The sequence below is a fragment of the Ancylobacter sp. TW_SC_1 genome, assembly GCF_056836805.1.
In genome coordinates, this window is the sequence record NZ_CM166365.1 from 4,630,862 (window position 1) to 4,645,079 (window position 14,218).

At 66.8% G+C, this 14,218-nt stretch carries 15 protein-coding genes and 1 tRNA gene; 10 read left to right on the top strand and 6 right to left on the bottom strand.

Translation table 11 applies throughout. The features are described from left to right. Positions 1–5 precede the first annotated feature (5 nt). A complete protein-coding gene (locus tag AC1PZ7_RS21955) occupies positions 6–785 on the top strand; it encodes a 3-deoxy-manno-octulosonate cytidylyltransferase (RefSeq protein ID WP_482357304.1) in 780 nt (259 codons plus the stop codon). Beyond that, the gene (locus AC1PZ7_RS21960) at positions 782–1,633 is read left to right on the top strand and encodes a prephenate dehydratase (RefSeq protein WP_482357305.1); all 852 of its coding nucleotides are present in this window, start codon (positions 782–784) and stop codon (positions 1,631–1,633) included. Before AC1PZ7_RS21955 ends, AC1PZ7_RS21960 begins: the two co-directional genes overlap by 4 nt. Before the next feature lie 136 nt (positions 1,634–1,769). Here AC1PZ7_RS21960 and fabI read toward each other — a convergent pair whose 3' ends face one another. The 3 genes from fabI to fabA form a co-directional block, all read right to left on the bottom strand. After that, positions 1,770–2,609 (bottom strand): enoyl-ACP reductase FabI, encoded by an 840-nt coding sequence (gene fabI / locus AC1PZ7_RS21965; protein WP_482357306.1) that lies wholly within the window; start codon positions 2,607–2,609, stop codon positions 1,770–1,772. 34 nt (positions 2,610–2,643) lie between these two features. Beyond that, entirely contained in the window at positions 2,644–3,864 is a 1,221-nt protein-coding gene (gene fabB, locus AC1PZ7_RS21970; RefSeq protein WP_482357307.1) for a beta-ketoacyl-ACP synthase I, read from the bottom strand. Positions 3,865–3,928: 64 nt separating this feature from the next. After that, on the bottom strand, positions 3,929–4,435 hold the full coding sequence (fabA, locus tag AC1PZ7_RS21975) for a 3-hydroxyacyl-[acyl-carrier-protein] dehydratase FabA (RefSeq protein WP_482359697.1): 507 nt from the start codon (positions 4,433–4,435) through the stop codon (positions 3,929–3,931). A 453-nt stretch (positions 4,436–4,888) separates the two neighbouring features. Between fabA and irrA the strand changes: the two genes are divergently transcribed. Further along, positions 4,889–5,419 carry an iron response transcriptional regulator IrrA gene (gene irrA / locus AC1PZ7_RS21980; protein ID WP_482357308.1) on the top strand — a complete coding sequence of 177 codons (531 nt, stop codon included), beginning with the start codon at positions 4,889–4,891 and terminating at the stop codon, positions 5,417–5,419. 83 nt (positions 5,420–5,502) lie between these two features. Here the strand turns inward: irrA and AC1PZ7_RS21985 are convergent, their stop codons facing one another. Further along, positions 5,503–6,348, bottom strand: a complete 846-nt coding sequence (locus AC1PZ7_RS21985) for a LysR family transcriptional regulator (RefSeq protein WP_482357309.1) — start codon at positions 6,346–6,348, stop codon at positions 5,503–5,505. A gap of 96 nt (positions 6,349–6,444) precedes the next feature. On the opposite strand from AC1PZ7_RS21985, the gene AC1PZ7_RS21990 reads away from it, so the two are divergent. After that, positions 6,445–6,879, top strand: a complete 435-nt coding sequence (locus AC1PZ7_RS21990) for a tautomerase family protein (protein ID WP_482357310.1) — start codon at positions 6,445–6,447, stop codon at positions 6,877–6,879. Here AC1PZ7_RS21990 and AC1PZ7_RS21995 read toward each other — a convergent pair. After that, a complete protein-coding gene (locus AC1PZ7_RS21995; protein WP_482357311.1) occupies positions 6,855–7,430 on the bottom strand; it encodes an SH3 domain-containing protein in 576 nt (191 codons plus the stop codon). The two genes, AC1PZ7_RS21990 and AC1PZ7_RS21995, sit on opposite strands and share 25 nt — an antisense overlap. 200 nt (positions 7,431–7,630) lie before the next feature. Between AC1PZ7_RS21995 and AC1PZ7_RS22000 the strand changes: the two genes are divergently transcribed. After that, positions 7,631–8,632: a 2-hydroxyacid dehydrogenase gene (locus AC1PZ7_RS22000; protein ID WP_482357312.1), complete on the top strand. Its 1,002-nt coding sequence runs from the start codon at positions 7,631–7,633 to the stop codon at positions 8,630–8,632. 142 nt (positions 8,633–8,774) lie between these two features. Here the strand turns inward: AC1PZ7_RS22000 and AC1PZ7_RS22005 are convergent, their stop codons facing one another. Further along, positions 8,775–9,623, bottom strand: a complete 849-nt coding sequence (locus tag AC1PZ7_RS22005) for a HesA/MoeB/ThiF family protein (RefSeq protein WP_482357313.1) — start codon at positions 9,621–9,623, stop codon at positions 8,775–8,777. Positions 9,624–9,721: 98 nt separating this feature from the next. On the opposite strand from AC1PZ7_RS22005, the gene AC1PZ7_RS22010 reads away from it, so the two are divergent. The 5 genes from AC1PZ7_RS22010 (at position 9,722) to AC1PZ7_RS22030 (ending at position 14,216) form a co-directional block, all read left to right on the top strand. Then, entirely contained in the window at positions 9,722–10,954 is a 1,233-nt protein-coding gene (locus AC1PZ7_RS22010) for a glycine hydroxymethyltransferase (RefSeq protein ID WP_482357314.1), read from the top strand. An 86-nt stretch (positions 10,955–11,040) separates the two neighbouring features. Beyond that, a tRNA-Arg gene (locus AC1PZ7_RS22015) sits at positions 11,041–11,117 on the top strand. A 671-nt stretch (positions 11,118–11,788) separates the two neighbouring features. Continuing rightward, positions 11,789–12,661, top strand: a complete 873-nt coding sequence (locus tag AC1PZ7_RS22020; protein WP_482357315.1) for a helix-turn-helix transcriptional regulator — start codon at positions 11,789–11,791, stop codon at positions 12,659–12,661. Positions 12,662–12,753: 92 nt separating this feature from the next. Further along, on the top strand, positions 12,754–13,539 hold the full coding sequence (locus tag AC1PZ7_RS22025) for an ABC transporter ATP-binding protein (protein WP_482357316.1): 786 nt from the start codon (positions 12,754–12,756) through the stop codon (positions 13,537–13,539). An 8-nt stretch (positions 13,540–13,547) separates the two neighbouring features. After that, a complete protein-coding gene (locus AC1PZ7_RS22030; RefSeq protein ID WP_482359698.1) occupies positions 13,548–14,216 on the top strand; it encodes an ABC transporter permease in 669 nt (222 codons plus the stop codon). The last annotated feature ends 2 nt before the right edge of the window (positions 14,217–14,218 follow it).

Genomic DNA, 14,218 nt, shown 5'->3' on the forward strand with positions numbered 1-14,218 from the left:
CTGAAATGTCCGCTCAGGACACGCTTATACTCATTCCAGCCCGCATGGCTTCGACGCGGCTGCCGGGAAAGCCGCTCGCCGACGTCGGCGGGCGTCCGATGATCGTCGAGGTGGCGCGGCGTTCCGCCGCGGCGGATATCGGCCGCGTGGTGGTCGCCACCGACGATGAGGACGTGCGGGCGGCGGTGGAAAACGCCGGATTCGACGTCGTCATGACCCGCTCCGACCATGCGTCCGGCTCCGACCGAATCTTCGAGGCGCTGGGCCGGGTCGATCCCGGGCGCCGCGCCAGCCGCATCGTGAACGTGCAGGGCGACCTGCCGACCATCGACCCCGCGCTCATCCGCGCCGCCATCGACCTGCTGGACGAGCCGGCCGTCGATATCGGCACGCTGGCGGCGCAGATCACGCTCGAGGCCGAACGGGTCAACCCCAATGTGGTGAAGGCGGTCGGCAGCCCGCTCGCCGGCGACCCCGCCGCGCGCCGGCTGCGCGCGCTCTATTTCACCCGCGCCAGCGCACCCCATGGCGAGGGGCCGCTGTTCCATCACATCGGCCTCTACGCCTACCGGCGCGCGGCGCTGGAGCGCTTCGTCGCGCTGCCGCCCTCACTGCTCGAGCAACGCGAGAAGCTGGAGCAGCTGCGGGCGCTGGAGGCGGGCATGCGCATCGACGTCGCCATCGTCGATACCGTGCCGCTCGGCGTCGACACGCCGGAAGATCTGGAGCGGGCGCGCGAGCTGCTCGCGCGCGAAGCCGAGCAAGCCGTGAGGAAACCGTCATGACCACCCGCCGCACCATCGTCTTCCAGGGCGAGCCGGGCGCGAACTCCCACATCGCCTGCCGCGAGGTGTTTCCCGACCATGAGGCCGTGCCCTGCCCGACCTTCGAGGACGCCTTCGCCGCCCTGCAGAACGGCGAGGCCGACCTTGGCATGATCCCGATCGAGAACTCGGTCGCCGGGCGCGTGGCGGACATCCATCACCTGATGCCGACCTCCGGCCTCACCATCGTCGGCGAGTTCTTCCTGCCGCTCTCGCACCAGCTCATGGCGGTTCCGGGCGCGACGCTCGCCACGGTGAAGAGCGTGCAGAGCCATGTCATGGCGCTCGGCCAGTGCCGCAACATCATCCGCAAGCTCGGGCTGAAGGCGGTCGTCGGCGCCGACACCGCCGGCGCGGCGCGGCTGATCGCCGAGGCCGGCGACCCGACGCAGGCCGCCATCGCCTCGCGCCTCGCCGCGGAGATCTATGGCCTCGACATCATCGCCGAGAACATCGAGGACGAGGCGCACAACACCACCCGCTTCATCATCCTGGCGAAGGATGGGGAATGGGCGCCCTCGGGCAACGGGCCGACCGTCACCACCTTCGTTTTCCGAGTCCGCAACGTGCCGGCGGCGCTCTACAAGGCGCTCGGCGGCTTCGCCACCAACGGCGTGAACATGGCGAAGCTGGAATCCTACCAGCTCGACGGCGAGTTCTTCGCCACGCAGTTCTACGCCGATGTCGACGGCCACCCCGACGATCCCGGGCTCAAGCTGGCGCTGGAGGAACTGGCGTTCTTCTCCAAGGAGCTGCGCATCCTCGGCGTCTACCCCGCGCACCCGTATCGGATCGCGCTGAGGGCATGACGGCGGCCGATGGAGCGCCGTCATGGCCGGGCTTGGCCCGGTCATCCAACGCCTGACCGGTGCCCGATAACCCAAATACCCGGCACGAGGCCGGGCACTCACGTGCCGGGACCGAAGCCGACGGCGGTTGCCGCGCCTACTGCGCCGCGACGTCGCCGCCGGCGGCGCGCTCCTCGGCGTCCTCGATGGTCTTCAGCGCGTCCGGATGCGGCATCGAGATGATGTTGTAACCGGAATCGACAAAGTGGACCTCGCCGGTCACGCCCGAGGAGAGATCCGAGAGCAGGTAGAGCGCCGAGCCGCCGACCTCTTCGATGGAGACGGTGCGGCGCAGCGGGGCGTGGCGCTTCTGATAATTGAACATCAGCCGCGCATCGGCGATGCCGGCACCCGCCAGCGTGCGGATCGGGCCGGCGGAGATGGCGTTCACCCGGATGCCCTGCGGGCCGTAATCGGCGGCGAGGTAGCGCACGCTCGCCTCCAGCGCCGCCTTGGCGACGCCCATCACGTTGTAGTTCGGCATCACCCGGGTGGAGCCGCCATAGGTCAGCGTGATGAGTGAGCCACCATTCGTCATCAGCGGCGCCGCGCGCTTGGCGAGCTCGGTGAAGGAGAAGCACGAGATCACCATGGTGCGCGTGAAATTGGCGCGCGTGGTGTCGGCGTAACGGCCCTTCAGCTCGTTCTTGTCGGAGAAGCCGACGGCGTGGACGAGAAAATCGAGCGTGCCCCACTTCTCCTTCAGCGCCGCGAACACCGCGTCGACCGAATCGAGATCTTCGACATCGCAGGCCAGCAGCGTATCGCTGCCCAGGCTCTCCGCCAGCGGCTTGACGCGGCGCCCGAGCGCTTCGCCCTGATAGGTGAAGGCGAGGTCGGCGCCCTGCGCCGCCAACGTCTTGGCGATGCCCCAGGCGATCGAATGGTCGTTCGCGACACCCATGATCAGGCCGCGTTTGCCCTGCATCAGGCTCATGCCGTATTTTCCTTCCGCCGCCCCGCCGCCGCGATCACGCATCGGGGTGCTGGAAGACCAGCACCGCATTCGCCCCGCCGAAGCCGAAGCCGTTGGAGAGCACGCGCTCAAGCCGGGCATTGTCGACGCGCTCGCGCACGATCGGCATGTCGGCGAAAGCCGGGTCAATTTCGTCGATATGGGCGCTCGCCGAGATGAAGCCGTTCTGCATCATCAGGATCGAGTAGATCGCCTCATGAACGCCGGTCGCGCCCTGCGAATGGCCGGTGAGCGACTTGGTGGCCGAGATCGGCGGCGCCTTGTCGCCGAACACGGCGCGAATCGCCTCGATCTCCTTGAGATCGCCGATCGGCGTCGAAGTGGCGTGCGGGTTGATGTAATCGATGCCGCCCTTCACGCCCTTCAGCGCGAGCTGCATGGCGCGTGCTGCGCCCTCGCCGGAGGGGGCGACCATGTCGGCGCCGTCCGAGGTCGCGCCATAGCCGATGATCTCGGCATAGATGCGCGCACCGCGCGCCTTGGCGTGCTCCAGCTCCTCCAGGACGAGGACGCCGGCGCCGCCGGAGATGACGAAGCCGTCGCGGTTCTTGTCATAGGGCCGCGAGGCCACCGCCGGGCGGTCATTATAGTCGGACGACATCGCGCCCATGGCGTCGAACAGGCAGGACAGCGTCCAGTCGAGATCCTCGCAGCCGCCCGCGAACATGATGTCCTGCTTGCCGTACTGGATCATCTCGGCGGCGTTGCCGATGCAGATATTGGTGGTCGCGCAGGCTGCCGAGATCGAATAGCTCAGCCCCTTGATCTTGAACCAGGTGGAAAGCGTGGCGGAAGCCGTGGAGCCCATCGCCTTGGGCACCGCGAACGGGCCGACGCGCTTGGGACTGGAATTCTTGCGGGTGATGTCCGCCGCCTCGACGATGGTGCGGGTGGAGGAGCCGCCCGAGCCCATGATGAGGCCGGTGCGCTCGTTGGAGATTTCGTGCTCCTCCAGCCCGGAGTCGCGGATCGCCTGATCCATCGCTACGTGGTTCCAGGCAGTACCACCGCCATGGAAGCGCATGGCGCGACGGTCGACGAGCTCGCTGGCGTCGAGCTGGGGTGCGCCCTGCACCTGGCTGCGGAATCCGAGCTCGACGTATTTCTCGGCGCGGCTGATCCCGCTCTTGCCTTCGCGCAGCGAGGCCAGCACCTCCTGCGTGGAGTTACCGATGGACGAGACGATGCCCATTCCGGTTACGACAACGCGGCGCATAGGCTTCCTTTCCTTCAAAGCAGGCGAGATGGCGGCGCGCACGGCGCCGCGCAAGGCCCGGCGTTCACGTCTGGAACAGACCCACCTTCAGGTCGCCCGCCCGGTAGATCACTTCGCCGTCCGCTTCCACCCAGCCATCGGCGATGCCGAGCACCAGCTTGGAGCGCATCACGCGCTTGAAGTCGATGCCGTAGACCACCTTCGTAACGGTGGGCAGGACCTGACCGGTGAACTTGATCTCGCCGGCACCCAACGCGCGCCCACGCCCGGGAGAGCCGAGCCAGCCGAGGTGGAAGCCGACGAGCTGCCAGAGCGCGTCGAGGCCGAGGCAGCCGGGCATCACCGGATCGCCGATGAAGTGGCAGCCGAAGAACCAGAGGTCCGGCTTGATGTCGAGTTCGGCGCGCACATGGCCCTTGCCATTGGGGCCGCCATTCTCGGAAATTTCGGTGATGCGATCGAACATCAGCATCGGCGGGGCGGGAAGCTGCGCGTTGCCCGGGCCGAAGAGTTCTCCGCGCCCGCACGCCAGCAGTTCCTCATAGGTGAAGCTCGTCTGCCGCTCGACCATCGTATCGGTATTACCCACGCTTGCCACTTTCTTTGCTTTGAGCGGCTCCGCCGCCGATATTCGCGACGCTGGTTCGGGCTCGCCCCTACCGGCCGCGGATCGCTCGGCGCTTCCTATCACAGCGCCCGGCGCACTCAAAGCCACCGCCCCTGCCCCGGCGACACTCAAAATGTCACGGGCGTGACAGCGCCCCGGCACCGTCGCGGCGCCCGGCCACCCGCCCTCTGCCGCAGCGGATTCGGCGTCACAGATTGGAACAATTACGAATATCGGCCGCGATATTGCCCCGGCGCGCGGCGTGCAGATATAATGCCAATCGAAAAACGCAGCGTAGGCACGGCTTCCCGATTTCTCGGAAGCGGGAGTTGCCACGGTGCATAACCTACTGCGGATCGACGGCGCTGAGGCTCGCATGGCCTTGGGGTCTCGATTTTTGATGGTGCGGATTACGAGATGAGCGAAGGCTTTCGCCCCCATAACGTCGCCATTTCCCGCGTCGTGATCGACGACGAGGAAGCCGTGCTGCCGGTTGCCCGGCTGCGCGACAGCGCCGGTACGAGCCGTACCGGCTGCCCGTTCCACGACGTGCGCCACATGTTGCGCGATGTCGGCCTGCGTCCCACCCGCCAGCGCCTCGCGCTCGGCTGGCTGCTCTTCGCCAAGGGCGACCGTCACGTCTCGGCGGAAATCCTGCACGAGGAAGCCATCAAGGCGCGCTTCCCGGTGTCGCTGGCGACTGTCTACAACACGCTGCACCAGTTCACCGAGGTGGGCCTGCTGCGTGAACTGGCGGTGGACGGCTCCAAGACCTATTTCGACACCAATCCCTCCGATCACCACCACTTCTTCCTCGAAGGCGAGAACAATCTCGTCGACATTCCGAGCACCTCGGTCGAGGTCGAGCGCATTCCCGAGCCGCCGGAAGGCTATGAGGTGGCGCGTGTCGACGTGGTGGTGCGCCTGCGCCCCAAGTGCCGCTCCTAGAATCTTCCGCCGCCTCCGGGCGCACTTTGATGCGAGAATGCGAAGGCCGGTCGGATGACCGGCCTTTTTCGTTGCGTGCCCCCTCAGCCAGCCCGCAGGAAGGCGGCGAGTTCGCGCAGCGCGGCCTTGGCCGGCGCGTCCCCGGCGCGGGCGATGAGCATCACGCTCGCCGCCGGCAGGGCGGGCAGGTTCAGCGCCGGGCCGACATCGACACTGCCGGCGGGAGCGAGATGCGCCGCCAGCGGTGCCACCGCCAGACCTGCCGCCACCGCCGCGCCGACCGATGAAACGCTGCCGCCGGTGAAGGCCTCGTGCCAGGCGATGCCAGCCGAATCCAGCGCTGCGATGGCCACCGCGCGCACCCCGCACGGTGCCGCCAGCAGCGCCAGCGGCAGCGCGTCGGCGGGCTCTCGCCAGCCGCCAGCGGCGAACCAGCCAAAGCGGTCCTGCCGTAGAAGCTCGCCGACGCGCCGGTCGGCCTCGCGCCGCACCACCACGGCGTCGAGCGCGCCCGAATCGAAGGCGTCGAGCAGGGAACGCGAAAATCCCATGCGGATGTCGAACACGATGTCGGGACTGACCGCCGCCAGCCGGCGCAGCAGGCCAGGAAGCGTGTCGCCGGTGGTGTGATCGCTGATGCCGAGCCGCAGGCGCCGGGCGGGACGGGCGTCCCACAGGCGCGCCTCGCGGTCGGCCGCCAGCAGCCGGCGGGCACGCTCCAGAAACAGGGCGCCATCGGCGGTGAGGCGTACCAGACGTGGCGTGCGCTCCAGCAGCGTGCGACCCAGCCGCTCCTCCAGCTTGCGCAGCTTCAGGCTCACCCCGGCCTGCGTGCCGCCCAGCGATTCGGCCGCGCGGGTGAAGCTGGAAAGCTCCGCCACATGGACGAAGGCGCGGACGAGATCGAGATCGAGAGGTCGCTCATTCATAATGATACGCTATCATTGATAGTTTTAACGATAGCATTTTATCATGTTCGTGCACGAGCTACGACTCCCCTCACACACCGCGAAGGGAGACACGCCATGCCGATGATCCAGATAAGGTTCGCCACGCCGTCGGGCGCCACCGGGCTGGAGACCGCCCTCGCCCACCGCGCCGCTCAACTCGCGCAGGAATGGCTCGGCAAGGACCCCGCCGTCACCGCCGTTCTGGTCGAACCGGCGGACCCGGCGCACTGGTTCTGCGCCGGGCGCAGCCTCAAAGAGGCGGGGCTCGCCGCCTTCTGGCTCGATATCCGCGTCACCGAAGGCACCAACAGCAAGGACGAGAAGGCCACCTTCATTGCCGCCACCTTCGCGGCGATGGCCGCGTTGCTAGGCCCGCTCCATCCCGAGAGCTATGTCCATGTCGTGGAGGCGCGCGCAGATGCCTATGGCTATGGCGGGCTCACACAGGAGCGCCGATACATCGTCGGCCGCCCGGCGCCGGTGGCTCACTCCAGCTTCTCGCCGGGATAGACGCCCCAGAGCCGAACCTGCTCGACGAACCCGTCGAAATCCTTGTCGAAGAAGCGGCACCATTTGCCGTCGCAATGCTCGACCTTGCCGAGAACGCCGGGCTCGAGCTGCGCCTTGATGCCGGACGAGGTCGATGCCTCGGCATAGAGCGGTGTCGCCTCGTCGCCCTTCCATGGACTCACCACCGCCGTACGCCGGCCCGACAGCATCGAATGATAGACCCACCCCTCGGCGCCGTCCGCGTCGCGGATGCGTCGCCAGGTCTCGAATTCGGCGGTGATCTCCACCGGCAGCCCGGCGCGGGTGAATACCCACGCGACGGCATGGTCGCGCGTGGGGCCGGAGCGCACATTCACCTTGTCAGCCTTCAGGCTGACGAAGCGCGGCACCGGAAGCCCGCTGGTGCGGCCCACGGGACCGCTCTCGACTGGCGGTTCCTGCTGCGCGCGCGCCGCCGAACCCGGAAGCAGCCCCGCCGCCAACAAGCCGAAAGCCAGAATGAAAACCGTTTCCCGCAGCTTCGCCTTGCCCCGAAGCCAGTCTTTACGCATCGTCTGAATCACCCTTCGCCCGCCGGTGGCGGCGCCATATATACGGCGCGATCTGAGAAACACGCGTGCACTGCGAATGGGTGCATTTTTGTGTTTCCCCGACCCGTCTGCTAATGAACGCGTCGCCCGGATGGCACGAGTGTGGGACCCCTAGCGTTAACGTGAGCTTGATCGCGACGGGGATTTGTACGGGGAGCAACATGGCCCGCAAGAAGCCGCTGGTCGTCGTGACGCGCAAGCTGCCCGACAAGATCGAAACCCGCATGCGCGAATTGTTCGATGCGCGGCTGAACGTCGACGACGTTCCCATGAGCCAGGCCGATCTCATCGAGGCCGCCGCAACCGCCGACGTGCTGGTTCCCGCCATCTGCGACCGCATCGACACGAAGGTGATCGAGGCCGCCGGGCCCAATCTCAAGCTCATCGCCAATTTCGGCAACGGCGTCGATCATATCGACGTCATCGCCGCCACCGAGCGCGGCATCACCATCACCAACACGCCCGGCGTCCTCACCGAAGACACCGCGGACATGACCATGGCGCTGATTCTCGCCGTGCCGCGCCGGCTGACGGAGGGCGCCGCCCTCATCACCACGGACGAAGGAAGCTGGCCCGGCTGGTCGCCGACCTGGATGCTCGGCCACCGCATCTGGGGCAAGCGGCTCGGCATCATCGGCATGGGCCGCATTGGCCAGGCGGTCGCCCGCCGCGCCCGCGCCTTCGGCCTGCAGATCCACTATCACAACCGCCGCCCCCTCCCCGCCCAGATTGAGGAAGATCTCGAGGCGACCTACTGGGACAGCCTCGACCAGATGCTGGCGCGGATGGATATCCTGTCCGTCAACTGCCCGCACACGCCGGCGACCTTCCACCTGCTCTCCGCGCGCCGGCTCAAGCTGGTCCGCCCCGACGCCTACATCGTCAACACCGCGCGCGGCGAGGTCATCGACGAGCACGCTCTGATCCGCATGATCGAGAATGGCGAACTGGCCGGCGCCGGGCTCGACGTGTTCGAGCGCGAGCCGGCGGTGAGCCCAAAGCTGCTGAAGCTCGCCCGCTCCGGCAAGGTGGTGCTGCTGCCGCACATGGGTTCAGCCACCGTCGAGGCGCGCGTCGACACCGGCGAGAAGGTCATCGTGAACATCAAGGCGTTCATGGACGGCCATCGCCCGCCGGACCGCGTACTGCCGGCGATGCTGTGATAAGGGCTGCGCGGCCCGGCTCGTCATCCCGGACGGCCGAAGGCCTATCCGGGATCGCGCGCAAATGAGGCACCGATCCCGGCCCTCGCTAAAGCTCGACCCGGATGACGGTTCGATGGGGTGGCAGAGCCCCGCCTAGCCCTCAGCGTGCGTGCCCCGACAGATCCCGGATCCTCGGGTGCGTCCCGGTCAGCGGGTTTTCCGGATCCCAGCCATAGTTCAGCGTCTCGAAGCGCATCGACTTGGTGTCGATCATCAGCAGCCGCCCGACCAGGCTCTCGCCGAAGCCGACCACGGCGCGGATCGCCTCCAGCGCCACCAGCGAGCCGGCGACTCCCGCCACAGCGCCCAGGATTCCCGCCTCCGCGCAGCTCGGCACCGTGCCGGCCGGCGGCGGCTCGGGGAAGAGGCAGCGATAGGTCGGGTTCGGGGTTCCGTCCGGTGCCTTCTCGTGCGGGCGCAGCGTCGTCACCGTCGCGTCGAAACGCCCGAGCGCCGCCGTCACCAGCGGCCTGCCCGCGAGCGCGCAGGCGTCCGACGCCAGATAGCGGGTGGAGAAATTGTCCGAGCCGTCGATCACCACATCGACGCCCGAAACCAGTTTCAGCGCGTTGTCGGCGGTGAGCCGCGCGTCGATGCCCTCGAAGGCGACATGCGGGTTGAGCGCGGCAATGAAGGCGCCAGCGCTTTCGGTCTTGCGCCGGCCGATCGTCGCGGTCGTGTGGATCACCTGCCGCTGCAGGTTCGACAGCGACACCTCGTCGTCGTCGATCACGGTGAGGCGGCCAACACCGGCGGCGGCGAGATAGAGCAGCGCCGGCGCGCCGAGCCCGCCTGCGCCCACCACCAGCATGCTCGCCCTCTTCAGCTTCTGCTGTCCCGGACCGCCGATCTCGCTGAGCACGAGATGGCGCGCATAGCGCTCCACCTCCTCGGAAGAGAACACGGGGGTGCGCGCGGCAGCGGGGGCGTCGGTCGAGGGATCTGTCATGGTAGGGGCTATATAGCAACGAACGCCCCGCCCGTCACAGGCGCGCAGCGTGCGCGATCCGCATTGGCCGCACAGCGAATCGCCGCTATCTCCGTTCCATGAGCTCCGATCACGAACCGCTTTTCGATGCCGCCCGTCTCCACGCCGGGACGCTCGCGCGCCACCGTCTCGTGCTCTATGCCGGCGCCAACCTGCCCTCTTCCGAGGTGCTCGGCGCCTATGCGCCCGGCCTCGGCGCCATGCCCTCCATGGGCCCGAGCTTCGACAAGGAGCAGCCGGGTACCGAGCTGGTGTCGCGGTTCGAGGTCGCGGCGCGGGAGGAAGCCTGCGCGCTTTTCGGCGCCGCCTGGGCCGAGCCGCGCCTGCCTAGCGCGACACTGTGCAATCTGGCGGTGTTCCACGCCTTCGCCCGCCCCGGCGACCTCATGCTCGCGCCCGACAAGGCGCATGGCGGGCATCTGAGCCAGCGGCGCGGCGGCACGCCGGCACTCGCCGGCCTGTCCTGCGAGGAACTGCCCTTCGACGCGGAAAGCCTCGGCCTCGACGCGGCGGGAGCGGCCCGGATGGTGGAGGCGCGCCGCCCGCGCCTCGTCATGCTTGGGCGCAGCGTGATGCTGCGGCCGGACGACATTATCGCTGTCATTGCGGCCGCGCGGTCGGTCGGTGCGACGACCGTGTTCGATGCCTCGCACGTCGCCGGCCTGATCGCCGGCGGCACCTATCCGAACCCGCTGGCGGCGGGCGTCGATGTCATGGTGACGTCGACCTACAAGACCATTCCCGGCATTCCGCACGGATTGATCCTCGGCCGCGATCCCACGCAGGGCGAGGCGCTGGCGCGGCTCCTCGACGCCCGCTTCCTCGCCAATTACAACCCCGCTTTGCTGCCTCCGCTGCTGCGGGTGCTGCAGGAGGTGCGTATGTCCGGCGTCGCCTACGCGCAGGGCATTGTCGCCAACACCGCCGCTCTCGCCGCCGCCTGCCGGGACCGCGGCCTGCCGGTGATCGCGCCGGAAAATGGCTTCACGCACCAGATTCTGATCCCCATCGCCACGGACGACCACCCACGCGCCCTCATCGCGGCGCTCGCGGAACGCGGCATCATCGTCGGACTGTGTCCCGACGTCACGCGCGAGGGTCGCACGGCGCTGCGCGTCGGCACGCAGTTCATCACCACGCTTGGCCTCGGCGCCTCGCATATGCAGGAGATCGCAAGCATTATTGCCAGCGTGCTCGCCGGCCGGGACGGCGTCTCGTTGCGGCCGACGACACAGAACTGCACCGCCCTCGCCCGCATCGAGACCCTGCTGGCCGGCGCCGCCGGGCACTGATCGGTGAACACGCCGACACGCCGGTTGCCGGGACCCGGCCGTTCGATTATGAAGGCGCAGCATCCGGCGCATATCCTGCGCCGCGGGCACCCGTAGCTCAGCTGGATAGAGCGCTGCCCTCCGAAGGCAGAGGTCGCACGTTCGAATCGTGCCGGGTGCGCCATTTTATAGCGCAAAATCAGAGACTTATCAGCCTCCCCTCTTCGGGCTGTCCGCGTCTGACTCGCTGCGGAAGCACCATGGAAGCAGATTACGGCGTGGGGCAGCGTGCCATCGCGTCGCTTGGGCGGCGAAGAGATTCGCGCGTCGCGGCTCTGCCCTTAGGCCGCTTCCCACACCTTGTTGAGGATCTGCGCTGCCAGAGCAGCCTTGTCCTGGGGCAGGAAGCGCCCGTAACCGGCGCAACGTTACGCGTCTCGATCGCAAGGGGAGCTTGGCGAAGCGAGTACGCCGTGTCGGGCCAGCAACCAACGCGACGATGTGACGAGACCGGACAGAAGAGGACGGCCGCCGATCCGGCCTGGCATCTGACGTCGCCTGATTTCCGCGAGGTCCGGCCACTTTCTGCGGGAAGACGGCCCGATCGACGGCCGTGCCCGTAGCTGTTGAATCCTTCATGAGCTTGCGTGCCGGCAGGGCTTGCGGGCATATTATAAGGGATCTCGCAACGATGGCCTGACGGGTGCCGACGGAACGTCAGCAATCAAGCCGCGTCCATTCAGGATCCCGATCCGGTCCAGCGGTCAGGCTCGGGGTGATCGGCGGGCGTTGATAGCTGACCATGGCCATTTCCCACCTTCGGACTGCCTCATGAGCCTCACGACACCGAGTCCCATGTTCAAGAAGGGCAATTGCCGGACGGTCATCCACCAGCAAAGGTCATGGGGCGATGTCCGGGCCGATCTGGTGAAACGCACCGGCTTGAAGAAGGAGGAGACCGTGCTCGCGGCCGATAGCCATCTCATTCTCCTCAACCTCCAGGGCAACGCCGAGCGTGGCGAGTATTTTCTCGATGGACGACGCGCCGGCTTCGCAAAGCGCATGCCTGGAGCCGTTCTTTTCGTTCCCTCCGGCTGCAATTGGTCGGGTTGGGAGGAAGGTGCATCAACGGCCGCCTATCTTTCCATATCAATCTCTGGCCAGTTCGTGGATTCGCTAGGCCGGGGAATCTTCCCCGGGCCTGGACCGCGCCTTTCACCGGATCTTGGATTTCTCGACCCGATCATCATGCAGGCGGCGCGCGGGATCGGGGCGGAAATCGGCGAGAAAACCCCGTACGGTTCTCTCCTGGCCGAAAGCTACGCCGCGACAATCGTTGCGCAGTTGTTCCGGCGAATGAACTATATGCCGCGCCCGATCAGAGGCGGACTTTCGCCGATGGTCATGAACCGTCTCACCGAGACTATCGACGCCGATCTTGCTTCGGACATGTCACTGTCGTTTCTCGCCGGGCTTGCCGGTGTAAGCGTTCCTCATTTCTGTCGCGCGTTCAGACAATCAGCCGGAATGCCGCCACATGCCTTTATTCACCGGCGGCGGCTCGAACGGGCCAGCGAACAACTCCGTCACACCACGAAGTCGATGACGGAAATCGCCCTCGCATGCGGCTTCTCCAGTTCCAGTCACCTATCCAATGCGTTTCGCAAGGCATTCGGAATGACACCGGGGAGCTATCGGATGTCCTGGCCCATCAGGGCGGACGATTGATTTTGCGATAGCCGCTTGCAACTGCATCAATCCGCTGCAAGCGCGTCCCCATCGGATCGGGACACCCTCGAAGCGGAATGATCGAGGGTTGCATGGTCGACATCGGAGCCGGTGCGAACGTCGTCGAGGCGTTGCGTCTTCACAATCTCAGGAAGCGCTTCGGGCAGGTCGAGGTCCTCAAGGGCGTGTCGCTTGCCGCGCGCCGCGGGGATGTCATCGCCATCCTCGGCAGCAGCGGCTCCGGCAAGAGCACGCTCCTGCGCTGCCTGAACTTTCTGGAGGAGCCCGACGAAGGGGAAATCTGGATCGGCGGCGAGTACCTGGAACTCCGCCGCGGCCTGACGGGTCAGCGGAAGATCAACGCGCTACGCGCCAAGCTCGGCATGGTTTTCCAGAGCTTCAATCTCTGGTCACACAAGACGGTCCTCGAAAACATGATCGAGGCTCCCATCCATGTGTTGGGATTGGGGAGGAGCGACGCCGTGGCGCGCGCGGAAGTTCTCCTGTCGCGCGTGGGGCTCGCCGAAAAACGCGACAGCTATCCAGCGCATCTTTCGGGAGGACAGCAGCAACGCATCGCGATCGCGCGGGCGCTCGCCATGGAGCCGGAAATCCTTCTGTTCGACGAGCCGACATCCGCCCTCGACCCGGAACTGGTCGGCGAGGTTCTGAAGGTCATCCGCGCGCTGGCCGATGAGGGCCGCACCATGCTGATCGTTACCCACGAACTCGGCTTCGCGCGCCAAGTCTCGACGCGCGTGATCTTTCTCCACAACGGCGAGATCGAGGTGGAGGGCCCGTCCGACCAGGTGTTCGCCACTCCACGTTCCTCGCGGTTCCAACAGTTCATGACGTCGAGCCGTCAGGAGACGGCCTGATGTTCGATTTGCAGGGTTTTGGCGCTCAGATCCTTGGGGGTGCCGTCACCACGCTGCAGGTGGCCGGCCTGAGCCTTGTGTTCGGCACCAGCCTGGGTCTTGTGGCTGCCATCGGCAGGCTGGCCCCCGTGAGACTCATTGGTGGCATCGTTGACGTCTATACCACGCTCATCCGGGGCATTCCTGAACTCCTGATCATCCTTATCCTGTATTTCGGCGGCACGGTTGCTCTCACCGCGCTTTCTGAGCGGTACATTGAAGTCAATGCCTTTGCTGCAGGCGTATTCGCGCTGACCGTCGTCTTTGGCGCCTATGCGTCGGAGGTGTTCCGAGGCGCCATCGTCGCCGTGCCGCAAGGTCAGGTCGAAGCGGCCAGCGCCCTCGGCCTTTCGAGGCTCCATATCTGGCGCTTCGTCGTCCTGCCCCAGATGTGGCGCTTCGCCCTTCCGGGCCTGGGCAACCTCTGGCTGGTGCTGTTGAAGGACACCGCCCTCATCTCCGTCGTGGGGCTGGACGACCTGATGCGCAAGGCCGGTCTGGCGGCAGGATCGACGCATGAGCCGCTGGTGTTCTACAGCGCCGCGGCCGCGCTTTACCTGCTGTTCACCTCGGTCTCCCTGCTGGCTCTCACCCTACTCGAACGTCGTGCCAGCCGTGGCATCCGCTTCGCGCATTGATC